This window comes from Corallococcus praedator, from assembly GCF_003612125.1.
In the GTDB taxonomy this organism is placed as follows: domain Bacteria; phylum Myxococcota; class Myxococcia; order Myxococcales; family Myxococcaceae; genus Corallococcus; species Corallococcus praedator.
Genome location: NZ_RAWI01000002.1, coordinates 21313 through 47582, shown reverse-complemented (window position 1 = coordinate 47582; position 26270 = coordinate 21313). Strand labels below are relative to the sequence as shown.

The following is a 26270-nucleotide window of genomic DNA, read 5'->3' as shown; positions in this document are numbered from 1 at the left end:
GCTCACGCCGAGGGAGGGAAGGCGCCGGGCGACGCTTGCTGGCAGGAGTGGCCGGCAAGACTTGCCGGGGGCTGGCGGTCCTTGCCGCGCCGGAGGCTTTCAGAAGCGCGGGGTGGCGCAGACGCGCATGCCCATGAGGGCCTCGCGCTGGGTGGGCTCCACCACGTCCCGGTTCGCGGAGTGCGCGCTCAGGTCGCTCTGGTACCAGCTTCCACCCTGGGCGGAGGGATGGCCGGGGACCACGTCCGAACGCGTCCACTCCCACACGTTGCCGGCCAGGTCGTCCACGCCGAAGGGACTGCGCGAGCGCGGATGGCTGCCCACCTCGTCCGGGCCGAAGCCCTGGGGTTCCCGGCCATAGGTCCGGTCGACGTTGGCGTCATCCGCCTCCAGCCCGTCGCCCCCGGGGTAGCGGCGCCCATCCGCGCCCCGGGCCGCCCGCTCCCATTCCCGCTCCGTGCACAGGCGCGCCCCGGGCACCTGGCCGGTGCGGTCCAGCCACACGACGTAGGCCTGCGCGTCCTCGAAGGAGATGGCGGACACCGGGAAGCGGCGCCAGTCCTGCACCGCGCGCCGGTCCCGCTTCCCGTAGCGCACGGGCTCCCCTTCCCTCACGCGGTAGTGCGCCGAGGCCGGGCTCAACTCCAGGCGCCAGCGCCCGTCGGACTCCTCCACCAGCTCCACCCCGGTGAGGCTTTGACGGTTGCCGGGGCGGCGCAGGGCGCGCTCCTTCGCGGACAGCGACGCGAGGAAGGCGATGTAGTCACCGAACGTCACCTCGTGCCGCGCGATGAGGTAGCCGTCCGTCCGCGTTTCATGGAGAGGGGCGGCGTAGAAGAAGTTGCGCCGCAGGTATTCGCTCTCCGACGCGCCCTGCAGGAAGCGGCCGGGGGGCACGTAGACGAAGCCCTCGGGCACCGCCGAAACCGGCGGCAGCTTCAGGTCCAGCGTCAGGGTTTCACCGGGCCGCAGCAGCACGGGGGCTCGCACGGGAGCGCGGCCCGGGGCCTCCAGCAGGAGCACGTGCGAACCCGGCGGGATGCCCGCGTCGCGCACGGGGCCCTGCCCGAGCTCACGCCCCGGTGACGTCGCGTCCTCTGGCTTCGGACCGAGCAGTCGCACGCGAGCGCCCGGAGGCGACGTCACGACGGAGAGGCGCGCGGGCGCGGACAGCTCCGCCCTCCGGACTCCGGAGGCGTCGTACAACGCGAGGCGCTTCAACCACTGCTCACGCGCTTCGGGTTGTTGGTGGAGCGCCGAGCGAGCCACCCTCTCCGCCAGCAGGTCCGCCAGGAAGTCCCTCACGTTGGCGCGGCCGGGGTCCAACCCCCACGCGGTCTCCAGCGCGGACAGGGCCCGCAGCGCTTGGGCTTCCGCGGCGCGCTCCACCTCCAGGGCGTGGGACCACACCTTCTCCGCGGCATCCCGATGCTCGCTCCCGAGCGCATCGAAGTGCGCGAAGGCCTCCGTGCGCAGCCGCTGCGCCTCCACATCCGCCGTGTGCGCGGCGACCACGGCGCTCCGGGCTTCGCTCAATTGGTGCGCGATGCGCGACTCCAGTTGGGCCCTGGCCTGAAGGCGCGTGACGACCACCGCGCCCAGCAGCGCCAGGGGCGCGGCGATGGCGGCGGTCCAGCGCACGGCGCGGCGGCGGCGGGCGACCTGCCGGGAACGGGCGAGGAAGTCCTGCTCCCGCGAGCGTCCGGGCCGCGTGCCCACGTCGGAGGCCTCGGTGAGCTGACGGCCCGCGTAGAGGAGTTCCACCGGACGACCCAGGCGGTCCCACTCGGCGGCGGCGCGCTCCAACCGGTGGCGGACGGCGCGCCGCTGCTCGTCCTCGCCCATCCAGCCGCGCAGCGTGTCCCAGCCGGTGAGCAGGCTTTCGTGCGCGAGCGTGTAGACGCCCTCGCCGCCTTCGCCTTCGCCGGCGGTGAGGAGCCGGCCCTGGACCAGCCCTTCCAGTACCGAGCGCCCCGCCGCGTCGTCCGGGCCCCGCAGCAGCTCCGCGACGGTGCGGCGCAGGCGCGTGCCCTCGGGGGTGACGAGCTCCAGGAGCAGTTCGCGGGCGCGAGGGCGCTGCTCCGGCCGCAGCCGGGCCACCACCGCGTCCGCGTGACGGGCCAGCGCGCCTTCGACACCTCCGAGGGTCTCCAGCGCGGTGGCGGGGATGAGGCCCCGCTCGCGGTCGCGGGCCTCCCAGAGCGCGGCGAGCGTGAACTGCAACAGCGGCAGCCCGCCTTCCGTGCGGGCCGCGGCGGTGACGAGCGCCTGCTCCAGCTCCGGGGACTCGAAGCGCACGCCCAGCGCGCGGACCGGGCCGACGACGGCCTCACGCAGTCCGTGTTCGGACAGGGCTCGCAGCAGGTGCAGCGCGCGGGGCACCTCTTCGCCCAGGCCGGGCAGGGCCACCAGGCGGGTGAGACAGTCGCTGCGCGCGGTGGCCAGCACGCGCGTCCGGGGCGCGCGGCGCACCACCAGCGCCAGCTCCTCGGAGAGGCGCGCCGCCTGGGCGGGCTCCGAGAAGGTGACGAGTTCCTCGAGCTGGTCGACGAAGAGCAGCACCTGGGGCGCGTGGGGAGGACGGCGGCGCAGGGCTCGCGCCAGGGCGCCGCCCTCTTCGGTTTCCACGGTCGCGAGCAGGGCTTCGGCCGACACGTCGAGCAACGGGGCCAGGGCTTCCACCAGGGAGTCCAACGGGCGGCGGCCCGGCGTGCAGGAGACGACGGCCCACGCGGGCCCACCCTCCCCGGACTGGGAACCTGCGGCGAGGGCGGGCAGGATGCCCGCGCGGCACAGCGACGATTTGCCCACGCCCGAGTCTCCCGCGAGCAGGACGAAGGCATCGCCTCGCAGGCGGTCCAGCACGTCGCGCACCTCGCTTTCACGGCCGAAGAAGACGCCCCGGTGCGCGGCCTCGAAGGGCTGGAGACCACGGTAGGGATTGCCAGTGGGCAGCGCGCCCACGCGGGCGGGAAGGCTCAGCGCTTCGAGGGCTTCGCGCAGGGCATCGCCGGAAGCGAACCGGTGGGCGGGGTTCGTGGAAAGGCACCGGTCCACCACGGCCGCCAGACCCGGAGGAAGCGCGGGCGCCACGTCTGCGAGCGGACGCGGTGGATGTTCCTCCACCGCGCGACCCAGGGCCTCCAGGGGCACGCCGTCGTGGGGTGCCACGCCCGCGCACAGCTCATAGAGCAGCACGCCCAGCGCGTAGACATCACTGGCCCGGCTCGCGGGTTCGCCGCGCCAGAGTTCGGGAGCCATGTAGAGCGGAGTGCCCGCGAGCGCGGCGGGAACCGGCAAGGAGCTGTTCCCACCGGTCGCGGGGGGCGCGGCGACACCGCGCGCGGAAGTCGCGGCGGGCAGCGAGCGAGGGTCTTGCGCGGCTTCCGGCGCCGTGTCACCCGATACGGTGGGCAGCGAACGAGGAGCGTGTGTCGCACGCGAGGCTTCCGGCGCCGTGTCATGAAGCAGGGCGGGCAGAGGCCTGAAACCGTGCGTGTCATGCACCCCGTCCTGCGTCCTGGCACCCGACAGGGCGGGCAGAGGCAGCAAGTCTTGCGTTGCACGCGAGCCTTCCGGCGTCCTGGCACCAGAAAGCGTGGGTAGAGGCTGCATGCCTTGCGTGGCATGCGCCCCGTCCTGCGTCCTGGCACCCGACAGGGCGGGCAGAGGCAGCAAGTCTTGCGTCGAGTGCAATCCCTCCGGCGCCGTGTCACCAGACACGGTGCGCGGAGGCAGCAAGTCCTGCGTCACACGAGTCCCTGCATTCGCCATGTCGTCAGACACGGAAGGCGCCGGCAGGAAGTCTCGCGTTACACCCGTCGCAGCATGCACGGCGGCGTCAGACATGGAAGACGGCGGCAAGAAGTCTCGCGTCGCACGCGTCCCCGGCTGCGCCCCGTCGTCAGTCCCAGTGGGTCGCGGCAGAACGTCTTGCGTGGCGTGCGCCACTGCCTGCGCCAGGGATTCAGATGCGGTGGGCAGTGCTGGAAGGTCTTGCGTCGCACGCGCACCCGCGAGTCCGAGTGCCTGCGCGGCGCGCACCTGAGCCGCCGTGTCGTCCGTCAGCGACCGCGTGCCTGCACCGTCGTCCGTCCCATCCTTCTCCGGCGCAACAGCGGGCTCCGTCCACTGACTCCACTCCGCGAGCCCGAAGTCGAGCAGCTTCACCTCGCCGTCCTCCGACAGCACGGCGTTCGCGGGCTTGAGGTCGCGGTGGAGGATGCCTCGGCGGTGGGCGGCGGCCAGTCCTCTTGCCAGGTCGATGCCGAGCCGCAGCGCCAGCCCTCCCTCCACCGGTCGAGCCAGCCGGTCCAGCGACTCTCCTCGAATCAGCTCGGACACGAGGTATGGCTGCCCGCGCACCTCGCCCACACGGTGGATGGCCACCACGTTGGGGTGCTGGAGCCGGGCGATGGCCCGCGCCTCCTGGAAGAACCTCGCGCGGGCTGTCGCATCCGGCAGCCGGCCCGCCGGCGTGGCAATGAACTTCACCGCCACCTGCCGGTCCAACAACGTGTCCTGGGCCAGGAACACCTGCCCCATCGCCCCCTGTCCCAGGGGACGCAGCAGCCGGTACTCCTCGAACTCGCGCGGAGGCTCCAACAGCGGCCCGGGAGGCGAGCTCATTCGGTCGTGGGTCCCCGACGGCCGGGACGCACCTGCACGCCCAGCTGCTTCAACTTGAAGGAGAACGTCCGGATCGGCATGCCGATGAGCGCCGCGGCCTTCGTCTGCACGCCGTCCGCCGCGTCCAACGCCTCCATCATCCGGCGGCGCTCCAGCTCACGCAGCTCCTGCGCCAATGGCAACCGCGCCCCTGCCTCGGGCGCGGCGACAGCACGTCCAGCCTCCGGCGCGCTCTCCGCTCCAGCCACCGGGGCGGCCCCCTTGCGTCCCATCATGCGAGGCGGAAGGTGGTGCGGCTCCACCACGTCCCCCGCCACCGCCGCGGCGACGTAGTCCATCAGGTTGCGAAGCTCGCGCACGTTGCCGGGCCACGCATGGCGCGACAGCGCGTGCAGCGTGTCCGCGGCCAGCACCAGCTCCGGCCGCCCCAATGCCAGACACGCGCGCGCCAGGAAGTCGCGCGCCAGGAGCGGCACCTCCCGAGGGCGCTCCCGCAGGGGCGGCAACAACACCGTGGCCGCGCCCAGGCGGAAGTACAGGTCCTCCCGGAACCGCCCGGCCGCCACCTCCGCCTCCAGGTCGCGGTGCGTGGCGGCCACCACGCGCAGGTCGATGGGACGCTCGCGCGTGTCACCCACGCGCGTGATGCGACGCACCTCCAGCGCGCGCAGCAGCTTGGCCTGCGCGGACGCGGGCAGCTCCCCCACCTCGTCGAGGAAGACGGTGCCGCCCTGCGCGCTCTCCAGCAGGCCCGCGCGCGACGTGGTCGCCCCCGTGAAGGCGCCCTTCTCGTTGCCGAACAGCTCGCTCTCCACCAGGCCTTCCGGGAGCGCGGCGCAGTTCACGGCGATGAACGGCCCGGTGCCACGGCGCGACCAGTGATGCACCGCGAACGCCGCGTTCTCCTTGCCCACGCCCGTCTCACCGCACACCAGCACCGGCAGCTCGCTGGCCGCCAGCCGGCGCAGGAGCGCGTAGAGCTGGGACATGGCGGGGTCCGCCACCAGCACCGTGCGCCCGGCCAGGTCCAGCCGCGTCGCCCCTTCCGCCGCCGCCGCCGCCCGTCCCGGCTTCGCGGCCTGCGCCGCCGTGCGCGCGACCGCCACCAGCGTGTCCGCGTCACAGCCATCCGTGGGACAGGCCGCCGTGCCCAGCCGTGCCCGGGGAAACGCCGTCAGCAGCGCCTCCATGCGCTCGCCGAACTCCTCTTCGCCCGGCTCGCCGGACACCTCCGGCAGCACGCACAGCAGGTGCGCGGCGTCCAACCACCCCACGGCCTCCGCCGGCCCCGCCTCCGCCGTCAGCAGGGCCTCCACCGACTCACGGCTTGCGGAGGGCGAGTCCGGCAGCGCCAGCACCAGCACCGACAGCGGCCGGCCATAGCGCAGCGCACGGTCCACCTCCTCGCGCAGGTGCTCCATCAGCCGCTCGGACTCCAACGTGCGCCGGGCCGCCACGGAACGGACGCGGGCACGCACCACCGCCACCACCCCGCCAAAGGACAGCACGTCCCCGGACAGGAGCAGGTGCGCCCCCTCCACCTGCCGGCCGTTGACCAGCGTGCCGTTGTGGCTGCCCAGGTCCACGACCCGCGCTCCCTCCTCCGTCACCAGGATGCGGGCATGCCGCCGGGAAACACTCTCGTCCTTCAGGCGCAGGTCCGCCGGCTCGTCCCGGCCCACCAGCACCGTGCCCTCGGCGGGCAGCGTGAAGCGCCACGAGGAGTCGCCCTCCATCACCAGGAGGTAGGCGGCACCGGAGTCCGGGGGCTCCGACCCCACCCTTCCGAGGGGACGCGTCTCACGGGCACTGGGAATCGGGGAGGACATCGCGCGAATTCCAATGCTGTCACGTCCTTGCCCAGGAGGACAGTCCGGACGGGATGGACGGGTGCGCCCCGGTCGCGGACCGGTCTTCATCGGCGTGACGTCATCGGCTGGCGTTGGCTGGGGCGGCCGTGCAGCTCCAGCAGCGCGAGGACACGGACTGACTCCGACAGGAACGTGCGGCTCTTCATCATGGGAGTGGGTCGCCCTCGCGCGGCATCGCGCCATGCGGGCCGGCAGGGCGGGCGGGAACCCGGTAGAGCAACGGCGGTGCCAGGAGGCCCTCCCCCCTGGGAGCCCCCCGGCCCGGCAAGCCTTGCCGTGTCACGGACTGGCAAGGCTTGCCATGGCCCGGCAGGCATTGCCGGGGCATCACCTCACCGGGGGCCGCGCACCGAGGGCGGTGACGGCACAAGCATCTGACTCCCGGTAATCTCCGCGTCGGCCGGAACCCGTCCGGTCCCTCATCCGGATACCCCATGCACGACACGTCCTCCCGCGGTCCCCGTTCCCCGAGCCTCTTCAAGCACCTGCGCATCCCGCTGCTCCTCGCGGTCGGGGGGATGACCATGGGAAGCGGCCTGGGCAACCCGGGCTGTGGGAGCGGTGGCGTCCCGGACTGCGAGGACGGCTGTAACGTCCAGGGCACCTACGCCCTGGTCTTCGAGGAGGCTCCCCCGCTGTCGCAAGGCTGCACGGACCTGGGCCTGACGCTGCCCACGGAGTTGGTCCTGGAGCGCCAGGGCAACAGCGGTTACGTCACGGGGCGACTGCTGGGCCATGGGCTGTCTGGCGGCATCTACGAGTCGAGCAACACGCGCCTCGATTTGTCGATTGGAACGTTCGCGCCGGATGACACCCCGATCATTGTCGAGGTCTCGGGCCGCTTTTCAGCGGAGGCCCGGACCGACAGCCAGCCGTTGACCTACTCGGGCGAGCTCCGCTTCGAGAGCGACGATGCAGCGAAGAAGTGCCAGGAGCGCCGCCTGTTCATCGGGACGCGCCAGTAGGCCGCCAGGCGTCCGGGCCCTCCCGCCGGGGCCCATGGACGGGGGGGGATATCGAAGGTACAAGGCCGCCGCATGGAGGCCGTACCGTGAAGAAGACCCCCCTCATCACCGAAATCTCGAAGGAATACACCTTCGAGGCCGCGCACCACCTGCCGCACGTGCCCCAGGGGCACAAGTGCTCCCGCGTGCACGGCCACAGCTACCGCATCGAAATCACCCTCCAGGGCCCGCTGCACCCGCAGCTCGGCTGGATTGTCGACTTCGCGGAGCTGAACGCCGCCTGGGAGCCGCTCCACGCCCAGCTGGACCACCGGCTGCTCAACGACGTGCCCGGCCTGGAGAACCCCACGAGCGAGCTGCTGGCCGCGTGGCTCTACGAGCGCCTGGACATCCCCGGCGTGCGCGTCTCCCGCCTCAAGGTGGCGGAGACCTGCATGTCCTCCTGCACCGTGTTCCCGGCGCCGGCCTGACGCTTCAGGTCTCCACCTGTCCCAGGTTGGCGTGGAGGACCGCGCCATTCAGGATGGGTGTCCTGGCGCAGGTGTAGAGGAAGTCCGCGACCTCCTCGGGCGTGATGATCCGCCCGAAGGTCGTCCGTGCCGCCACGCTCGCGCGGGCGGCCGCGTCTCCGCCCAGGTGTTCCCGAAGGATCTCCGTGTCGGTGAACCCGGGGCAGACGCAGGCGGTGTGGATCTGCGTGCCGACCAGCTCCTGGCAGGTGGCGCGCATCATCCCCACCATCGCGTGCTTGGTCGTCACGTAGGACGCGATGCCCTTCACGGCCTTCTCCGCCAGCGTGGAGCCCACGTAGAGGATGGACGAGCCGTCCGTGAGCAGCGGGCGCACCAGGCGGTTGAGCACCAGGGGTGCGACGACGTTGACCTCCAGCACCTGGCGGAAGTGCTCCGCGTCCATCGCCAGCGCCTCGTCATGCACGTAGCGGGCGGCGTTGTGCACCAGGCACACGCGGCCGCCGCCCCTGCCGGGACCTTCCCGCAGCGCCGGGACGAACGTCGCCTCCCAGCCCGGGACGGCGAGGTCCACTTCCACGTTCACGACGTCCGGCACGGTGCACGGGTTGCGCGACACGTTCATCACGCGCCAGCCTTCCCGCTGGAAGCGCTCCGCGGTCGCCCGTCCGATGCCCCGGCTGGCGCCGGTGATGAGGGCCCAGTCAGCCATGCTGTCCCCACTCCCAGGTGGCCCACTGACCGGGGCCCGAAGCGCACTTCACCAACAGGTGCGTGATGCGGTCGCGCGCCATCGCGGCGCCGTCGCCCACCAGCTCCTCGCCGAAGACGCGCGCCAGCTCCTCCAGCGTCACGTTGGGCGCGGGCAGCACCGTCACGTCGCGCGCGAGGAAGTGCAGCTCCTCGCCGTTGAAGTGCGCCTTGTAGTTGCCCTGCGCGTCCTGCTCCAGGCGCAGGTGCCGTGAGCGGCCGGGCAGGAAGAAGGTCTCATTCCAGGCCTTGCACCGCGTGATGACGGCCTGCTTCAGCGGGCCGTAGTCCGCGAGCAGGCCTTCCTCGGACACCTCGCCCGTCAACGCGACGTAGACGGTGAAGTTGTGCCCATGCAGGTTCTCGCGGTGCGTGGCGGAGAAGATGGTGAAGTGCCCCGCGGAGAACTTCATCTCTTCCTTGTGCAGCTCGATGGTCGTTGTGCGCGCCATGGGGATGGCGCAGGGCTTAGCACCAAGGGCGGAGGGAGCGGAACCACCCTGGCCCCGTCCGCCACCTGCTCCCCTGCCCTCCGTTTCCCAGGCAACCCGAAGACGACTAGAAGAGGAAGTCGGTGGTGAGGAAGTCCGACTCCCGCCGGGTGAGGATGGACTGGACCAGGGTGGTGTTGTCGGGCGTCGTCTTCGTCGCCACCAGCGTCCGGATGGAGAACACCCGGAGCGCGTCCGCGACCGACAGGGTGCCTTCCGCGGAGTCCTTGCGGCCGTTGAACGGGAAGGTGTCCGGCCCGCGCTGGCACTGGCAGTTGAGGTTGATGCGTCCCACCTGGTTGGAGAACGCGTCGATGAACCGGCCGATGCGCGCCGAGTCCTTGCCGAACAGGCTGAGCTGCTGGCCGAACTGCGACTGCACCACCAGCCGGACCGCCTCCGCGTCGTCGTCGAACACCATCACCGGGACCACCGGACCGAACTGCTCCTCGCTCGCGAGCCGCATCCCCTGCGTCACCGGGTACACCACCGTGGGGGCGTAGAACGACCGCGACGACTGGCCGCCCGTCGTGTTCACCACCCGGGCCCCCTTGGACACGGCGTCGTCCACCAGCCCCTGGAGGTAGGCCGCCTTGCCCGGCTCAGGCAGCGGCGTGACGGCGACGCCCGGGTCCCAGGGCATGCCGGGCTTGAGCTTGTCCACCGCGGCCGTGAACTTCGCGAGGAACGCGTCCACGATGCTCCGGTGCACCACCAGCAGCTTGAGCGCCGTGCACCGCTGGCCGTTGAAGGACAGCGTGCCGGTGATGCACTCCTTCACGGCGTTATCCAGGTCCGCGTCCTGCAGGATGATGGCCGGGTTCTTCGCGTCCAGGCCCAGCACCGCCTTGAGCCGGTGCGGCCGGGGGTGCATCCGCTTCAGCTCGCTGGCGCCCTTGTTGGTGCCGATGAAGGCGAACAGGTCCACCTGCCCGCTCTCCATCAGCGCGCCCACCGTCTCCCGGCCCCGGCCGTAGATGATGTTGATGACGCCGGGCGGGAAGCAGTCGCGGAAGGCCTCCAGCAGCGGGCGCACCAGCAGCACGCCGAACTTCGCCGGCTTGAACACCACCGTGTTGCCCATCAGCAGCGCGGGGAAGAGCGTGCTGAAGGTCTCGTTGAGCGGGTAGTTGTACGGGCCCATGCACAGCGCCACGCCCACCGGGCCCCGGCGGATCTGCGCCATGATGCCCTGCTCCTGCACGAAGCGGGACGAGGTGTGGTCCAGCTCCTTCAGCGCGCGGATGGTTTCGACGATCAGGTCGACGGTGCGGTCGAACTCCTTCTCCGAGTCCGGCTGCGTCTTGCCAATCTCCCACATCAGCAGATTCACGACCGCCGTGCGCTGGGCGCGCATCGCGACGAGGAAGCGCTCCACGTGCTCGATGCGCTGGGCCACCTTCAGGGTGGGCCACACGCCCCGGCCCAGGTCGTACGCCTTCACCGCCGCCGCGAGCGCGTCCAGGGACTCGCGCGAGGTGAGCAGCGGCGTCGCGCCAATCACCTTCTGCTGGAGCCCTTCCGGCGTCCGGAGGAACACGGGGCTCTGCACGGGGTTGAGTTCGCCCGCCCAGGTGCGCAGCTCGCCTCCCACGAGGTACTCGCGCTGCTCCAGATAGGCGGGGAGCCGGACACCAGGAGGAATCTGCGCGTCGGTGGGGAACAGGTCGTCGAGTGCCGTCGTCATGGGCGCCCTTTTTAACCAAGCGCCCCGCCACCGGCACGACTTCCCGCGCGGACGGGGCCGGATGATGTGGGTGTGGGCGCCGGACGCTCGCGCCCGGGCCCGCGTTCCCGTCATGATGAAACCATGATGAGGAGACGAGCCTCCCGTGCGGTTCGATGCGGGGTGCATCGGGATGATGGCTCCACCCTGAGGCACCGAGGTGGCCCACGATGACGTCCCTCCTTCGCAGTCCCCTGTTCGCGCTCCTGCTGCTGTTCGCGGCGCCAGTGCTGGCCCAACCTGACGCGGGCGACGTGAGCACGGGCGTCATCCTTGGAACGGTCCTCGACGGCAAGACGAAGAAGCCCGTCTTCGAGGTGGTCATCACCGCGACCTCTCCGAGCCTCCGGTTCGAGCGGGTGGCGGTCTCCGATGGCCAGGGGAACTTCCGCATCGAGGCGCTTCCGGCGGGCGTCTACGCGTTGCGTGCGGAAAGGGAGGTCTACAAGCCGTCCGCGCGGACGGGCCTCCACCTCCAGGAGCAGCGCACCGTACGGGTCGACATGGAGCTGGAACCCGACCCTTCCTTCAGCACCAGCGCGGCGCCCCTCGTCGACATGAACTCCGCGAATTCCAACGCCGTCGTGGACGCGGAGTTCATCAAGCGCATCGCGATGGCCCGCCCGGTGGGCAAAGGGGGAGCGCGCAGCTTCGAGTCCCTGGCAGAAGTCGCGCCCGGCTCCGCGTCCGATTCGTACGGTGTCTCCCTCCATGACTCAGCCATGTCCGGCGTCCCCGAGGGGGGCTACGTGATTGATGGCCTGAGCACGAATGACTACGTGAGCGAATCCAGCAGGAACGACCGGCAGCGCGCTCCGGCCTGGGCCCTGCCGTACATGCACATCGTCGTCCCGGACGGCACGCCACAGACGGTGTACCGCGCCCCCGAGGTCCCCCGGGGACCGTTGAATGACACCCACGACATCGTGATCGTCGCCCCACCGGAGCGCACCGTGGCCCCGCCAGGGAAGCGCTTCTTCGACATGTACTTCAAGGGCCACGGGGTGAACCCCACGGTGGACACCGAGGAGGAGCGCTTCTCCACCTTCTCCGTGGACACGGACACGGCCTCGTACACGCTGACGCGGGCCTACCTCCAGCGCGGCTCGCTGCCGGATGAACAGGCGGTGCGCGTGGAGGAGTTCGTCAACAGCTTCGACTACGGCTACCCGGCCGCGCCGGACGCCCCCTTCAGCGTGAACGTGGAGGGCTTCCCGTCCCCCGCGCGCAAGGGCTACCACGTGGTGCGCATCGGCGTGAAGGCGCGCGAAGTCAGCCACGCGCAGCGCAAACCCAGCCATCTGGTGTTCGTCATCGATGTGTCCGGGTCCATGAACATGGACAACCGGCTGGGGCTGGTGAAGCGGGCGCTGAACCTGCTGGTGAACGCGCTGGATGAGCGGGACCGGGTGTCCATCGTCGTCTACGGCAGCGAGGCGCGGCTCGTGCTCGGGCCCACCAACGCCAGACAGAAGTCCCTGCTGCGCGCCGCCATCGACGGGCTCACCACGGAGGGCTCCACCAACGCGCAGGCGGGCCTCGAACTGGGCTACGCCCTGGCCGCGAACCACCTCCAGGAGGGCGGCATCAACCGCATCATCCTGTGCTCGGACGGCGTGGCCAACAGCGGCATCACCGACGCGGATGGCCTGTGGGCGCGGGTGAAGGAGCGCGCGGCGGCGGGCATCACCCTGTCCGCGGTGGGCTTCGGGATGGGCAACTACAACGACGCGCTGATGGAGCGGATGGCGCAGGTGGGCGAGGGCAACTACGCCTACGTGGACGCGCTGGACGAGGCCCGCCGCATCTTCGTGCAGAACCTGAGCGGCACGCTCCAGGTGGTGGCCAAGGACGTGAAGCTCCAGGTGGAGTTCGACCGCAAGACGGTGTCCCGCTACCGCCTCATCGGCTACGAGAACCGCCTGCTCACCCGGCAGCAGTTCTCCGACGACAGCGTGGACGCGGGCGAGGTGGGCGCGGGCCACGCCGTCACCGCCCTCTACGAGGTGAAGCTGCGCGAAGCGTCCCGGCCCACCTTCGGCACGCTGCGCATCCGCTACAAGCAGCCCGAGGGCGGCGATTCGCGCCTCATCGAGAAGGACATGACCTCTTCCCTCATGCGCCCCGCCTTCGAGCAGGCCGCCTCGCCCACGCGCCTGTCCTACGTCGCGGCCGCCTTCGCGGAGAAGCTGCGCGGCTCCTACTGGGCGCGTCCGCTCACCTACGACGCGCTCGTATCGCTGTGGGAGGAGCTGGGCACGCCCCTGAAGGACCAGGAGGACGTGGCGGAGCTGGGGACGCTCATCCGCGAGGCGCGGAAGCTGGACCGCCGCAAGGACCGCTTCGAGTCCTTCGCGCCGGTGCGCACCATGGACGCCGACCGCGTCCCCACCTTCAAGTAAGGCCCCGCCCGAATGTTCAGCCGGCTGCTGCCCACCTTCGTCGCCCTCGTGCTCGGCCTCGCCGGGCTCGGGGTCGGCCTGGGCTACCTCCAGCGCATCTTCGCCGCTGAGCGCGAGGATGCGCGGGCCTCGCTCCAGGCCCGGCGCGAGGTCCTGGAGCAGTACGCCCGCGTCTCCCTGGGACAGGCGCTGCGCGAAGGGCTGGAGTCGGCGCGCCCCACGCTGGAGGCCGCGAAGGAGGATCCGCTGGTGGCCGCGCAGGGGCTGTACCTGCGCGAACAGGAGGAACAACTGCTGCCCCGGTTGGCCCTCTTCGACACCGCCGGGGACTCGCCCGCGAAGGACCGCTACGCGCGGCTGCGAGCGCGCCAGGAGGTCGCGGACGAGGACGAAGGCCCGTGGCGGGAACGGCTGGAGCAGATGCAGGCGGTGGAGCGGGCCCTGGCGGCGAAGGACCCGAAGGGCACCCTGGAGGCGGTGATGGCGCTCTCGCGACACCGGGCCCGCTTCGTGCTCGCGTCCACGCGCGACCTGCCGTCGCTGCTGATGGTGCTGGAGGACGTGGCGGCGAGGGGTGACCTGGTGCCCGACCTGATGCGGGCGCTGGTGCGCGACGGGCTGCGGGATGGGCAGGGCGAAGGACGGCTGGAGGGACTGCAGCGGTTGCTGCTCCTCAAGCGCTCGCGCTTCACGCCGGAGGACTTCGACTTCCTGCGCGGGCGGGTGGCGGCGCTCTCCCTGCGCGTGGGCGTCCCGGTGGCGGATTTCGAGGCGCGGGCCCGGGAGCTGGCCGCCACGCCGCTGGAGCTGCCCGCGTCCGTTCCGGAGCCGCTGCTGACGCGGACGGGCTGGTACCTGGAGCCCCGCCAGCGACACGGCGCCCTGGGCCTGGCGCTGGACCTGCCTGGCCTGATGGAGGGACTCACCCGCGAGATGCGCGAGCGGGGCCTGCTGGAAGCGGACGGACGCGTGTCCCTGCCCGGGGACGCGCCGGTGCTGGTGCTCGCGTCGCTGCCGGTGGCGGTAGAGTCCTCCGCGTGGGCCAAGGGCGAGGTGGCGCTGGAGAACCGCTACCGGCTCAAGTCGCTGATGCTGGTGCTGTGCGCGGCGCTGGCGCTCACCATCGCGGCGCTGGCCTTCGTGGCGCAGCACCGCAAGTACCGCTTCCTGGAGCTGAAGAGCGACTTCGTGGCCACGGTGTCGCACGAGCTGCGCACGCCGCTGGCTTCCATCCGCCTGCTCGCGGAGACGCTGGAGTGGCGTCTGGCGGAAGGCGCGGACGCGAAGGACTACCCCGCGCGCATCATCCACGAGGCGGACGGGCTGGGCTTCCTGGTGGAGAACCTCCTGTCCTTCAACCGCATCGACAAGGGGCGCTGGGTGCCCCGGCTCGCGCCGGTGCGGCTGGATGAGCTGGTGTCCGGGCTGCGCCGGGACCTGGCGTCAGGAACTCCGGTGCCGGTGGAGCTGACGGCGGACGTGGACGCGCGCGAGCTGAACGCGGACGCGCAGCTCTTGCGGCTGCTGCTGGCGAACCTGGCGCGCAATGCCTGCGCGTACAACACCCGCAGCCCCGTGCGTCTGCACGTGGCGACGCTGCCCGGAGGACGGGTGCACTTCACGGACAACGGCACCGGCATCCCGGAGGCGGAGTGGGAGCGCGTCTTCGGCGAGTTCCACCGGCTGGCCGGCAGGAGCGGCCGCGAGGTGCCCGGCAGCGGGCTGGGGCTCGCGCTGTGCCGCCGCATCGCCCGGCTGCATGGGGGCACGCTGCGCGTGGCGGCCTCCAGCGACGAAGGCACCACCTTCGAATTGACCCTTCCTGAAACTCCATCCGGAGCACGGACCCGGAGCACCGCATGAACGCCGCCCCCACCCTGCTCGTCGTGGAGGATGACCCGAACCTGCGGCTCGCGCTGCGGGACAACCTGGAGCACCAGGGAGGCTACGCGGTGGAGGAGGCCGCCACGGTGCGGGAGGCGCGCGAGCACCTGGCCCGCCGCGACTTCCAGCTCATCCTCCTGGACGTGATGCTGCCGGACGGCGACGGCTATGCGCTGTGCCGCGCGCTGCGCGAGGAGGGCTCCACCGTGCCGGTGCTGATGCTCACCGCGCGCACGCTGGAGGAGGACGTGGTGCGCGGCTTCGAGGTGGGCGCCCAGGACTACCTGGGCAAGCCCTACCGGCTGCGGGAATTGCTGGCGCGCGTGGGGGCCCAGGTGAAGCGCGCGGGCGCGGGCATCGCGACGACGAAGCTGCTGCGCTTCGCGGGCTACAGCGTGGACCTGGACCGGCGCCGGGTGGTGACGCCGGAGGGCGCGGAGGTGGAGCTGACGCGCAAGGAGTTCGACCTGCTGGCCTTCCTCGTGCGTGAGCGCGAGCGCGCCCTGCGCAGGGACGAAATCCTGGATGCCGTCTGGGGCGCGGATGTCGTCGTGGATCCGCACACGGTGGACAACTTCGTCTCCAGCCTGAAGCGAAAGCTCCAGTGGACCCCCGCGTCGCGCTTCTCCATCCAGACCGTGCGCGGTGTCGGCTATCGGATGGAGGTGGAGAAGAGCCCCTGAGCCCTGGGGTAGCGTGCCTAGCCTGCCCGGGCCGGCGGATGGACCGCACGAACACACGGAAGGCACGAAGACATGCTGAAATCCACGGGAGCACTCGTTGTCGCGCTGTTCACCCTCCTCCCGCTCCAGGGTCAGGCCCAGAAGCAGGACTGCGCCACGGCGTTCGACGCGGTGGCCAAGGCGGGCCAGCTCGACAACGCGGAGGCGCTGGTCAGCAACGACTGTGTCGTCATGTACACGGAGAACTGGCTGCAGGGCGCCGGCAAGAAGAACGACGCCGTCTGCGGTCCTGCGTGGAAGGCCCTGGAGGCCTCGGGCGCCACCGCCAGCGTGCGCTCGCTGGTCATCCAGGACTGTGCCGTCGTCCACATGACGGGCTGGAAGGCGATGTCCCAGCCCCAGGGAGCGGCCGCGGGACAGTGCTCCATCGGCCAGCTCATGACCGCGCAGCAGAAGGTGCAGGAGCAGCAGACGAACCTCTGCAAGAAGGTGGGCAAGGGCAGCGTCGACGCGGAGGTCGCGAAGAAGGTGCAGGCGTGTTTCGACACCCACGTCACGCCGGCCGTCGCGAAGTCCCCGGGCCTGAAGCAGTTCGTCGACGAGTGCGTCGTGAAGAAGAACGCCTGGGCCGCCGACTCCATGTGCAACAAGAAGAACCAGTGGGCCGTCTCCTCCTGCGAGACCAAGACCTTCAAGGCGAAGAAGGCCGCGCTGATGAAGGAGCTCACGAAGAACATCGGGGGCTTCTGCGCGCCGGCCGACGCGTTCGCCACGTGCATGACCGAAGCGACCCGGTAATCCCAGCCATCCCTCCGTCCGGCGCCTTCGTCCCGCGCGCCGGCGGTTTCGTCACATAACGCCCCGTCACTCCGGGGCGTGCCGGTACTCCTCGGGGGCCTCGTGCGCCCTTCGCACGACTCCCGAGGAGTCACCGTGAAAGCCTTTACCGCTGTCCGCAGCACCTTCCTGGCGAGCGCGCTCGTCCTCACGTCCCTGCCCGGCTGCCAGGGCGCGGACACGCCTGACACCGGGCCGGAGGAGGAGTTCCAGTCCACCGCCCAGGGCCTCACCTGTTCCTCCGCGGTGACAGCGATGACGGGCCCCACGACCCCGGCGGGCAGCGTGACGCGCTCGGGGGTCTACAGCGCCGCTTACGAGGCCTGGCAGGCGTTCGACGCGAACAGTGCCTCGCTGTGGATCTCCGCGGTGAACCAGACGCCCGCGTGGCTTGCCTACCAGGTGCCCGCGGGCACCGCCGCCGTCCACCGCTATGCCCTCGCCTTCGCCAACGGCCCCAGCCTCACCACGCGCGCGCCCAAGGACTGGACGTTCCAGGGCTGGAACGGCTCCGCCTGGGTGGTGCTCGACACGCGCACGAACCAGACGGGCTGGGGCGGGTTCGAGCGGCGGGAGTTCACGCTCTCCGCGCCCGCGTCCTACAGCCAGTACCGCCTGCACGTGACGGACGACAACGACACCCGTGCGGGCGTGGTCGTCATCTCCCTCAACCGGCTGGAGTTGATCACCTGCGTCAACGACGGCATCACGAACCCCGTCACGGCCCTCTGGACGCGGACCTCCGGAGCGGTGGGGACTCCCGTGCGTGTGCATGACCTGGTGGGCGACCCGGCGGGACGCTCGTACATCACGGGCTTCACCACGGGAGGCCTGGATGGCAACCCCATGATTGGCGGGATGGATGCCTTCCTTCACGCGCGCGACTGGAACGGTGACCGCATCTGGTCGGTCCAGCTTGGCGCGCCGGACAGCATCGCGCTGGGCTACGGCATCGCGACGAACCGGACCTGGGAGGAGATCTACGTCGGCGGCTTCACGGACGGGTCCATGCACGGCACGCCCAGGGTCGGCTCCCGGGATGCGTTCGTGACGAAGTACCGCTACACCGGCGTCCGACAGTGGACCCGCCAGCAGGGCGTGGCCGGCACCTCCACGGAGGGCTATGACGTCGCGGTCGACACCGCGGACAATGCCTTCCTCGTGGGCACGGCGACGGGCGGCCTGGATGGCAACACCCGCACCGGCGACAAGGATGTCTTCGTGACCAAGTACGACGCCGCGGGCACCAGGCAGTGGACCCGCCAGATGGGCGCGGCCGGCCAGAACACGGTGGGACGGCGGGCGGCCACCGACGCGGCCGGCAATGTCTATGTCTCCGGTTGGACCTACGGGGGGCTGGACGGGAACACGCGGCAGGGCGTGCAGGACGCCTTCGTCATCAAGTACGACAGCGCCGGCGTGAAGCAGTGGACCCGACAGCTCGGGTCCTCGGGCAACAACGTGTGGCTGTATGGCTCGACGACGGATGCGGCGGGCAATGTCTATCTGACGGGCCAGAGCGGCGGCGGTCTGGATGGGAACCCGAACCCCACCCCGGGCTCGGATGCCTATCTGGCCAAGTACGACCCTTCCGGCAACCGGCTGTGGACCCGGGAGTTCAGCGCCGCGAACGGCATCTGGGCCTCTGGCATCTTCATCGACGAGACGGGCATCTACGTGAGCGGCGGCGCGCAGGGAGACGTGGGCAACCTCACCAACACCACGGTCTTGAAGGGGCACAACTACGTCGCGAAGTTCGACACGGCGGGCAACCGGCTGTGGGTGGTCCAGCAGAACCCGGCGGTGTCGCCAGCCGGAGGGCCGGCCCCCGTCTACAGCAACGGCGTGAACCGGGAGTTCAACGGCAGCCTCTACCTGGGTGGCTATACGGAGGGGAACTTCGGCGGCAACACGCTGGTGGGGACCTACGACGCGTTCGTGACGAAGCTCGCGGCGCCGTGAGGTGAAGGCCCGGGACCGCGCGGCGCACGGGGCGCCGCGCGGTCACTCCTCCGCTTCGACGGGGATGGACTGGATGACGGCGCGGGCCCGGGTTCGCGGTTCGCCCTCCGGGTCGGAGGCGAGGAACGCGGCGAGGCGCTCGCGGGCCTCGGCGTAGCGGCGCAGGCCGACCAGGGCCTTGATCTCCAGGCCCCGGACATCCCGATACTCACCAAGCTCCGCCGGGGTGGTCGCCACGGGCCAGGTCGCGAGGAAGGCACGGCAGGGCACGAGGGCCTCCGCGTGGAAGCCCTTGTCCGCGGGCAGGCGGCAGCGCTGGAAGTCCAGCCTCCGGCGGGGCTCGGTGGCAGGTCGCCCCAATCCCTCGAGTCGGGCGATGTCCCGCGCGGCCCGGTCCTCTTCGGCGCGGAGGTCCGCCCGCAGCACCCGCTGGTTGTCCTCCGCGTTGGAGCGATGGACGAGGGTGCTCCGCACGATGGCGTCGACCGCGGGCACCAGGGGGCTGTCCGGATACGCCTGACGGAAGGTGGGGCCGATGCGCAGGACCGTGTCCCATTGCTCCAGGTTCCGGGCGGCGTGGATCCGCAGCCACGCGGCCTGCTCGGCCGGGAGGCGCAGCTGGTAGCGGGGCAGGTCCAATTGGGAGATGCGCTCGGCGTCCATGGCCAGTGAACGCCAGCGCTCCCGGTTCAAGTGGGCATCGAGCAACGCCAGCGCCGCCAGCGACCGCGCCTCCGGAGGAAGGGTCGTGTCTTCCAGGTCCGCACGCAGTCGCTCGCTCGAATGCGCGGAGGAAGACGGGGGCCGCGGCTCCCCCCGGGCCAGTGCGCCCACCAAAGGGGACGGAGGCGCGGACGCACCGCCCGAAGTGGGCTTCGAGCCTTTCAATGAGCCGCGCGAGGAGGCCGACTCCGTGGAGGAGGCACGCGAAGGCACCTGCTCCAGGCTCACGGTCCCGGGTTTCGCCGTCACCTCCGTGGAGGAGCCCTGCGCCGGGCGCGTCTCTCCGCTCATGGAAGGAGCGCCCGGGAGGGCCGTCACACCCGAGGACGCCTCTGGGACCGGAAGCCCCTGCGCGGGCGGACGCCGCAGGAAGATCGCGACCCCGGGCAGCGCGAGCCCCACGGCCACCAGCAGCGCGGTGAGCACCGTGGACGCACGGCCACCGCGCACCTCCCGCTTGCCGTTGGAGGACTCGCCGTCATCGTCCTCCGCGCCCTGCACGTACAGCGTGCCGTCCCGAAGCTCGGGTGGACGCGCGGGCGGATCATCATCAGGGTCGGGCCCTGGGGCGCTCTGGGTCACGGCGCGGCGGGACGTTAGCCGAAGCGGAAGCCCCTTTCCGTCAGCCCCCCTCACGAAACCCGGTTCCTCCCGCTAGGCTGCTCCGCCAGGGGACCGGGAACGCCATGAAGCAGGGGGGAGCGCTGGAGTCAGCCGGGCTGTCCGCGATGCGGCGGGTCTGGATGCTGGGCATGGCCGCGGGCCTCCTGGGCGCGGTGCCCCATGCCCTGCGCGCCTACGCGGAAGAGCCCCGCGACTTCCTCCTCAAGCTCGCCCTCGCGCTCGTGCCCTACAGCGCGTGGGCCCTGCTCGGGCCGCTGGTGCTGGCCGTCTTCCAACGCATTCCCCCCGAACGGCCCCGGCTGCTGCGTCACCTGGGCCTGCTGCTCGTGGCGGGCGCGGGCTTCGTCCAGGTGCACGTGCTGCTGCTCGCGCCCGTCCTGTCGGCGCTCCAGCAATGGAGCGCGCACGGGGTGTCCTTCACCGAAGGCCTGTGGCGCCTGCTGCTCGAGCGCGGCGCGCTGGGCTACTTCGAGTACCTGCTCTTCCTGGCCGCCTGGTCGGCCCTGCGCGCGACGCGGCACCTGCGCGAACGGGAGCTGGCGGAGTCGCGCCTCGCGGTCCAGCTCGCGGAGGCCCGGCTCCAGGCGCTGCGGGCCCAGTTGGATCCGCACTTCCTCTTCAACACGCTCAACGCGGTGGCGGGGCTGGTCCGCCAGCAACGCAACCCGGAGGCGGTGGAGGCCCTGGCGGAGCTGGGGCACCTGCTGCGCGCGAGCCTGGAAGGGCGGGGCGACCACGAAGTCCTGCTGGAGGATGAGCTGGAGTTGGTGCGCCGCTTCCTGGGCATTGAGCAGCTCCGGTTCGGCGGACACCTGGAGGTCCACCTGACGCCCGGCCAGGACACGCTGAAGGCCCGGGTGCCCGCGCTCATCCTCCAGCCGCTGGTGGAGAACGCCATCAAGCACGGCATCGCGCGAAAGGCCGCCCGGGGGCAGCTCCAGGTGAGCACCGCGCGGCAGGGCAACCGGCTGCTTCTGGAGGTGCGGGACGACGGTCCGGGCCTGCGCGCGGGAGGCGCCGGAGGAACGGGCATCGGCGTGGCCAACACCCGCGCCCGCATCCGGCAGCTCTATGGCGAGCGCTACGGCCTGACGCTGGAGGACCTGCCCGGGGGCGGAGTGCTCGCGAAGGTGGAGCTGCCCTTCGTGGAGGAGAAGACAGACATGACCCGAGGGACGCGTGGTTGAGGCGCACCGACGAGAAGGCTGGCGCGTGCTGGTCGTGGACGACGAACCCCTGGCGCGGGACAGCCTGAGGCACCTGCTGGCCCAGACGCCGGAGGTCACCGACGTGCGCGAATGCCAGGGAGGCCGCGAGGCCGTGGACCACCTCCTGCGCGAAGCGCCGGACCTGGTCTTCCTGGACGTGCAGATGCCGGAGCTGGACGGCTTCGACGTCCTGCGCGAGGTGGGCGTGGAGCGCATGCCCCCGGTCATCTTCGTGACGGCGTTCGACCGGTACGCGGTGCGCGCCTTCGAGGCGAACGCGCTGGACTACCTGCTCAAGCCCTTCAGCGACCAGCGCTTCCGGGACGCCCTGGAGCGCGCACGCCGGCAGCGGGCCCAGGGCCGGGACCGGGAGCTGCTCAAGCACCTGTCGTCCCTGCTCGAACAGCACCGGGCCCCGCCCCCCGAACCCGTCCGTCCCACGGGCGGCGGCAGCGCCCCGGTGGAGCGCATCGCGGTGAAGACAGGCGGCAAGGTGCTGCTCATCCCCGTCGAGGAGCTGGACTGGTGCGAGGCGGAGGGCAACTACGTGGTGCTGCACGCGGGGACGCGCAAGCCCATGCTCCGTGAAACCCTGAGCCAGGTGGAGCAGTGGTTGGATCCACGCCGCTTCGTGCGCGTGCACCGCTCCGTGCTCGTCAACGTGGACCGCATCCGGGAGCTGGAGCCGGACGTGGACAAGGGCTGGGTGGTGGTGCTCCGCGACGGGACGCGGCTGCGATTGAGCCCTGGCCGCAAGGCCGCGGTGGAGGACCTGCTGCGGCAGTCGTTCTGAGTTCGTCCCACCCGGCGGACGTTTCATCCCCCGCTCCGGCGGTTCCGACACATCGCTCCACGGCGCGCTCACGGGCGCCCGTACAAACACGGCACGGCCCAACGCTCGCGCAGCCCGCGCGAGAGCGCCCGGGCCGTCACCTGAAGCGATGGAAGCAAGGAGCACCGCATGAGCGTTCCCACCTCCAGAAGAAGCCTCTTCCTGGCCGGCGCCCTGGCCCTGGCCACGGCGCCGGGATGTCAGGGAGAAGAAGCCGCCCCACCCCCACCGCTCGCGATGCGCGCCAGCCAGCAGGGACTCGACTGTGGAAGCAGCCTCGTCCCCCAGATGACCGGCGCGACGCTCCCCAGCGGCACCGTGACCCGCTCCGGCGCGTACGGCACCACCTACGAGGCGTGGCAGACCTTCGACCGCAACATCAACTCGATGTGGATCTCCAGTGCGGGCGTTGCCCCCGCCTGGATTGCCTATGAATGGGCGGACGGCCCGAAGACGGTCACCCACTACGCCCTCCAGTACGCCAACGGCGGCATCACCACCCGCGCCCCCCGGACCTTCACCCTCCAGGGCTGGAACGGCAGCGCGTGGGTCGTGGTCGATACCCGCCCCAATGAAATCAACTGGAGCGGTTTCGAGCGGCGCGAGTACGCGGTCACCTCCCCCGGCGCCTACGCCAAATACAGACTGAACGTCACGGAGGACAACGACAGCCGCGCCGGCATCGAGGTCATCTCCCTGGGCGGACTGGAGCTGTTCCGATGCCAGACGGACACCGTGCCGCCCACGGTCCCGGTGCTGACGGGCTTCACCCCCGTGTCGCCGTCCAAAACCACCACGAACCCCGTGCTCGCCGGCACGACGGAGGCGGGCGCCACCGTGAAGCTCTTCCTGGGCGCGTCCTGCCAGGGCACGCCGCTGGCCACCGTGACGGCCGCGTCGAATGGCGGCTTCTCCTCCACGCTGTCGCTGACCGCCAACACCACGAGCACCCTCTCCGCCACCGCGACGGACGCCGCGAACAACGCGTCCGCGTGTTCGTCGAGCATCAGCTACCAGCACGACAGCATCGCGCCCTCGCCGCCGACGCTCACCGGGTTCACGCCTGTCTCCCCGTCCACCAACCTCCAGCCCCTGCTGTCCGGTACGGGCGAGCCGAACGCCACCGTGCGCCTCTTCGCGGGCGCCTCCTGCCAAGGCACACCGCTCGCCACGCTGACGGCCGCGGCCACGACGGGCGCCTTCTCCAGGCTGGTCTCCGTCACGGCCAACACGAGCAGCTCCTTCAGCGCCACCGCCACGGACGCCGTGGGCAATACGTCCCTGTGCTCCACCGCCTCCGTGTACCGGCATGACAGCGTCGCGCCCGGGGCACCGGCGCTGACGGGCTTTACCCCGGCGTCACCCTCCTTCCAGCTCCAGCCGTCGCTGACCGGGACGACCGAGGCCGCCGCCTCGGTGCGAGTCTTCACGGGCGCGGGCTGCGCGGGAACACCGCTGACCACCGTCAGCGCGAACGCGACGACGGGGGCCTTCACGGTGGCCCTCACGGCCACCGCCAATGCCTCCGTGTCCTTCTCCACGCGAGCGGTGGACGCGGCGGGCAACCTCTCCGCCTGCTCCGCGACCGCCACCTACGTGCACGACAACGTCGCTCCGGCGCCGCCCACGTTCCTGTCCGGCGTCATTCCCTTCTCCCTGCCACCGTTCGTCGCGGCGGTGCGCACGCAGACCGAACCGGGGGCCTCGGTGGTCCTGTTCACGGACGCCGCCTGCACCGTGCCCGCGCCCATGAATCCGGAAGCCAGGGCGGGAGCCACCGACGTCGTGATGATGCTGTTGCTGCCCACCCAATTGAATGCGCAGCTCTTCGTCTCCGCGCGCGACGCGGCGGGGAACCGCTCCGGCTGCGTGTCCTTCCAGCCAGGCTGCGCGGTGGGCACGGGCGACTGTGACGGCAACCCGGCGAATGGCTGTGAAGCCGACCTGCTGTCCGACGAGGCGAACTGCGGCACCTGCGGCACGACGTGCGGCGGGGCCGCTTCCGCCAACGCGGTCTGCGGCGCGGGCACCTGCGGCCTGGGCTGCGGGGTGGGCACGTTCGACTGTGATGGGAGCGCGGCCAACGGCTGCGAATCCGCCACCGCATGCGACCCGGCGACGTGTTCGGTCAATCCCTCCCAGGAGCTGCTCATCACCGACCTGTCCGTGGTGGAAGACCCGGTGCGGACCACCGGCGCTGGCGCCTGGACGTTCGGCACGCTGATGCGCGAGATGAGCGGCGGCATGGATCCGTCCCCGCTGGTGCGCGCCTGGTTGCGGACCTGGGAACAGCCCCAGTTCCTCGGGGCCTCGGTCATCCCGCCCCGCCCTGGCATCCGCGACCTCGTGACGAATGCCTGGGAAGCGCGCAGCGGCGGGCCTGGCCAGCCGCTCGACTTCAACACCGCGCCGTTCCGACTGCTCGCCATCGTCAACCGCCTCGACCTGCGCCAGGAAGGCGTGACCGCGGGCGAGGGCCGCTTCGTGTTCGGGGTGTTGGACCCCTCCGGCAATCCCACGCCGTTCACCGTCATCCTCGAATACGCGCTCCCGGGAGGAAGCCCGGAGGAGCTCCAGCGCTGGGCGCGTGACTGGCACGAGCTGACCCGGCTGGGCATCGCGCACCCGGACTACCGGCCCAAGCTCCAGGCCCTCACGGACCGCTTCACCAAGGCATTCGTAGCCCCCGGGCGGTTCATGGGCAGCGCCATCAGCCAGGTGCGCACCAACGAGAACGCGCTCGACTTCGAATGGGAGCTGCGCGAGTTCCACTTCGGGGCCATGGGCCTCGCCCCCGCCCCGGTGGCGCTCACGCCCGAGTTCTTCCTCGACAACACCCCCTTCCTGGCCAGCTACATCAACCAGAACCAGGTCGCCATCCTCGCGGGGACGCACGAAGTGCCGGCCACGTTCCAGGGCCAGGTCTTCCAGGCCGGCTCCGCCATCACGCCCTTCTTCTTCTTCTTCAATGCGTCCGGCGTGAATCCGGAAGCACGCCACCAGTTCTCCGTGAACACCTGCAATGGCTGCCACGCGGGAGAGACCCGAACCGTCTTCCTCCACGTGGGACCGCGCGCGGCGGGACAGCAGGCCTTCCTCTCCCCCTTCCTCGACAACCCGTCCCCCACGCCGGATCCGACGGGCGCGGGTCCCGGGCGCGTGTTCCATGACCTGGAGCGGCGCAGGGACGACCTGTCCGCCCTGGTGTGCGGCGAGCCGCCCACGTTGAAGTCCTCCACGGGTGGGGTTGGAGAGGCGCTCCTCGCCCCGTGGCGGAAGGAGGGCGCGCGCAGGCCCGCCGTGCCGGGCTTCCCGCCCCGCTCCAACCTGCCCGCCGGCCGGATCCACTGACGGACCGTGACTTCACGCAGGGCCTCCCGCCCGGTGCATGGGGCGGGAGGCACCTTGAGACGAAGCGACAGCTTGTCAGGGGGCGGAGGGGCGGGCTTGACTGGCGGCATGGCCTCCTCCCGCCGCGTCCTCGTCCCACTGCCCGACCGCGATTTCGACGTCACGGAGGTCGCGGTGCCCTGGCGCATGCTCACCGACGCAGGCCACCACGTGGTGTTCGCCACGGAGAAGGGCCACATGCCCGCCGCGGATCCGCTGCTGCTCACGGGCGTGCTCTTCGGGAAGCTGGGCGCGGATCCGGAGCCCCGCCGCTTCTACGGCGACCTCACCCTGACGGAGGGCTTCCAGAAGCCCCTGACGTGGGACGCGGTGGTGCCGGAGGACTTCGACGCGCTGCTCTTGCCCGGAGGCCACGCGCCGGGCATGCGGCAGTACCTGGGCAGCGAGGCGCTCCAGGCGAAGGTGGCGGCGTTCTGGGCGCTCCAGCGGCCCGTCGCGGCCATCTGCCACGGGGTGCTGGTGCTCGCGCGGGCGAAGGACCCCGCCACGGGCCGCAGCGTGCTGCACGGCACGCGCACCACCTGCCTGCCCAAGTACATGGAGCGCTCCGCGTACCTGCTGACGGCGTGGAAGCTGGGGCGCTACTACCGCACCTACCCCGCCTACGTGGAGGAGGAGGTGGTCGCCTCGCTCGCGGAGGCCCGCCACTTCGAGCGAGGCCCCCGCGCGGGCACGAAGCGCGGCACCGCGACGGACCACACCTCCGCCTTCGTGGTGGAGGATGGCCGGTACGTGTCCGCGCGCTGGCCGGGCGACGCATACCTCTTCGCCCAGCGCTTCCTCACGCGCCTGTAGGCCCGCG

General features: G+C 71.2%; 17 protein-coding genes. 11 read left to right on the top strand and 6 right to left on the bottom strand.

Annotated features, from left to right (window positions below; genetic code table 11):
* Positions 1-99 precede the first annotated feature (99 nt).
* Positions 100-4629: an nSTAND1 domain-containing NTPase gene (locus D7Y13_RS00605; RefSeq protein WP_120582086.1), complete on the bottom strand. Its 4530-nt coding sequence runs from the start codon at positions 4627-4629 to the stop codon at positions 100-102.
* On the bottom strand, positions 4626-6458 hold the full coding sequence (locus tag D7Y13_RS00600) for a sigma 54-interacting transcriptional regulator (RefSeq protein ID WP_199732653.1): 1833 nt from the start codon (positions 6456-6458) through the stop codon (positions 4626-4628). Before D7Y13_RS00600 ends, D7Y13_RS00605 begins: the two co-directional genes overlap by 4 nt.
* A 476-nt stretch (positions 6459-6934) precedes the next feature.
* On the opposite strand from D7Y13_RS00600, the gene D7Y13_RS00595 reads away from it, so the two are divergent.
* Positions 6935-7465: a hypothetical protein gene (locus D7Y13_RS00595; protein WP_120582087.1), complete on the top strand. Its 531-nt coding sequence runs from the start codon at positions 6935-6937 to the stop codon at positions 7463-7465.
* Between the two features lie 86 nt (positions 7466-7551).
* Entirely contained in the window at positions 7552-7935 is a 384-nt protein-coding gene (queD, locus tag D7Y13_RS00590) for a 6-carboxytetrahydropterin synthase QueD (RefSeq protein WP_120531182.1), read from the top strand.
* Between the two features lie 4 nt (positions 7936-7939).
* Here queD and D7Y13_RS00585 read toward each other — a convergent pair whose 3' ends face one another.
* The 3 genes from D7Y13_RS00585 to D7Y13_RS00575 form a co-directional block, all read right to left on the bottom strand.
* Entirely contained in the window at positions 7940-8647 is a 708-nt protein-coding gene (locus D7Y13_RS00585) for an SDR family oxidoreductase (protein WP_120531183.1), read from the bottom strand.
* Positions 8640-9137 (bottom strand): 6-pyruvoyl trahydropterin synthase family protein, encoded by a 498-nt coding sequence (locus D7Y13_RS00580; RefSeq protein ID WP_120582088.1) that lies wholly within the window; start codon positions 9135-9137, stop codon positions 8640-8642. Before D7Y13_RS00580 ends, D7Y13_RS00585 begins: the two co-directional genes overlap by 8 nt.
* A 106-nt stretch (positions 9138-9243) precedes the next feature.
* A complete protein-coding gene (locus D7Y13_RS00575; protein WP_120531185.1) occupies positions 9244-10863 on the bottom strand; it encodes an NADP-dependent glyceraldehyde-3-phosphate dehydrogenase in 1620 nt (539 codons plus the stop codon).
* A gap of 209 nt (positions 10864-11072) precedes the next feature.
* On the opposite strand from D7Y13_RS00575, the gene D7Y13_RS00570 reads away from it, so the two are divergent.
* The 5 genes from D7Y13_RS00570 to D7Y13_RS00550 all read left to right on the top strand — a co-directional run bounded on the left by D7Y13_RS00570 (position 11073) and on the right by D7Y13_RS00550 (position 18670).
* Positions 11073-13304 carry a YfbK domain-containing protein gene (locus tag D7Y13_RS00570; protein WP_120531186.1) on the top strand — a complete coding sequence of 744 codons (2232 nt, stop codon included), beginning with the start codon at positions 11073-11075 and terminating at the stop codon, positions 13302-13304.
* A 12-nt stretch (positions 13305-13316) separates the two neighbouring features.
* Entirely contained in the window at positions 13317-15167 is a 1851-nt protein-coding gene (locus D7Y13_RS00565; protein ID WP_120582089.1) for a sensor histidine kinase, read from the top strand.
* Entirely contained in the window at positions 15164-15871 is a 708-nt protein-coding gene (locus D7Y13_RS00560; protein WP_120582090.1) for a response regulator transcription factor, read from the top strand. The genes D7Y13_RS00565 and D7Y13_RS00560 overlap by 4 nt, the downstream gene beginning before the upstream one ends.
* A 72-nt stretch (positions 15872-15943) precedes the next feature.
* Positions 15944-16669: a hypothetical protein gene (locus D7Y13_RS00555; protein WP_120531189.1), complete on the top strand. Its 726-nt coding sequence runs from the start codon at positions 15944-15946 to the stop codon at positions 16667-16669.
* A gap of 135 nt (positions 16670-16804) precedes the next feature.
* On the top strand, positions 16805-18670 hold the full coding sequence (locus D7Y13_RS00550; protein ID WP_120582091.1) for an SBBP repeat-containing protein: 1866 nt from the start codon (positions 16805-16807) through the stop codon (positions 18668-18670).
* A 42-nt stretch (positions 18671-18712) separates the two neighbouring features.
* Here D7Y13_RS00550 and D7Y13_RS00545 read toward each other — a convergent pair whose 3' ends face one another.
* Positions 18713-19975: a hypothetical protein gene (locus tag D7Y13_RS00545; protein WP_120582092.1), complete on the bottom strand. Its 1263-nt coding sequence runs from the start codon at positions 19973-19975 to the stop codon at positions 18713-18715.
* A 104-nt stretch (positions 19976-20079) separates the two neighbouring features.
* Between D7Y13_RS00545 and D7Y13_RS00540 the strand changes: the two genes are divergently transcribed.
* The 4 genes from D7Y13_RS00540 to D7Y13_RS00525 all read left to right on the top strand — a co-directional run bounded on the left by D7Y13_RS00540 (position 20080) and on the right by D7Y13_RS00525 (position 26263).
* A complete protein-coding gene (locus D7Y13_RS00540; protein WP_120582093.1) occupies positions 20080-21204 on the top strand; it encodes a sensor histidine kinase in 1125 nt (374 codons plus the stop codon).
* A 25-nt stretch (positions 21205-21229) separates the two neighbouring features.
* Positions 21230-22018 carry a LytR/AlgR family response regulator transcription factor gene (locus D7Y13_RS00535; protein WP_233595258.1) on the top strand — a complete coding sequence of 263 codons (789 nt, stop codon included), beginning with the start codon at positions 21230-21232 and terminating at the stop codon, positions 22016-22018.
* A gap of 168 nt (positions 22019-22186) precedes the next feature.
* Positions 22187-25408 carry an Ig-like domain-containing protein gene (locus tag D7Y13_RS00530; RefSeq protein WP_147444149.1) on the top strand — a complete coding sequence of 1074 codons (3222 nt, stop codon included), beginning with the start codon at positions 22187-22189 and terminating at the stop codon, positions 25406-25408.
* 108 nt (positions 25409-25516) lie between these two features.
* The gene (locus tag D7Y13_RS00525) at positions 25517-26263 is read left to right on the top strand and encodes a type 1 glutamine amidotransferase domain-containing protein (protein WP_120531195.1); all 747 of its coding nucleotides are present in this window, start codon (positions 25517-25519) and stop codon (positions 26261-26263) included.
* The last annotated feature ends 7 nt before the right edge of the window (positions 26264-26270 follow it).

Coding starts and splice junctions, on each gene's coding strand:
- D7Y13_RS00605 (WP_120582086.1), bottom strand. CDS start 4,629: ATGAGCTCGCCTCCCGGGCCGCTGTTGGAGCCTCCGCGCGAGTTCGAG.
- D7Y13_RS00600 (WP_199732653.1), bottom strand. CDS start 6,458: ATGTCCTCCCCGATTCCCAGTGCCCGTGAGACGCGTCCCCTCGGAAGG.
- D7Y13_RS00595 (WP_120582087.1), top strand. CDS start 6,935: ATGCACGACACGTCCTCCCGCGGTCCCCGTTCCCCGAGCCTCTTCAAG.
- D7Y13_RS00585 (WP_120531183.1), bottom strand. CDS start 8,647: ATGGCTGACTGGGCCCTCATCACCGGCGCCAGCCGGGGCATCGGACGG.
- D7Y13_RS00580 (WP_120582088.1), bottom strand. CDS start 9,137: ATGGCGCGCACAACGACCATCGAGCTGCACAAGGAAGAGATGAAGTTC.
- D7Y13_RS00575 (WP_120531185.1), bottom strand. CDS start 10,863: ATGACGACGGCACTCGACGACCTGTTCCCCACCGACGCGCAGATTCCT.
- D7Y13_RS00570 (WP_120531186.1), top strand. CDS start 11,073: ATGACGTCCCTCCTTCGCAGTCCCCTGTTCGCGCTCCTGCTGCTGTTC.
- D7Y13_RS00565 (WP_120582089.1), top strand. CDS start 13,317: ATGTTCAGCCGGCTGCTGCCCACCTTCGTCGCCCTCGTGCTCGGCCTC.
- D7Y13_RS00560 (WP_120582090.1), top strand. CDS start 15,164: ATGAACGCCGCCCCCACCCTGCTCGTCGTGGAGGATGACCCGAACCTG.
- D7Y13_RS00555 (WP_120531189.1), top strand. CDS start 15,944: ATGCTGAAATCCACGGGAGCACTCGTTGTCGCGCTGTTCACCCTCCTC.
- D7Y13_RS00540 (WP_120582093.1), top strand. CDS start 20,080: ATGAAGCAGGGGGGAGCGCTGGAGTCAGCCGGGCTGTCCGCGATGCGG.
- D7Y13_RS00530 (WP_147444149.1), top strand. CDS start 22,187: ATGAGCGTTCCCACCTCCAGAAGAAGCCTCTTCCTGGCCGGCGCCCTG.
- D7Y13_RS00525 (WP_120531195.1), top strand. CDS start 25,517: ATGGCCTCCTCCCGCCGCGTCCTCGTCCCACTGCCCGACCGCGATTTC.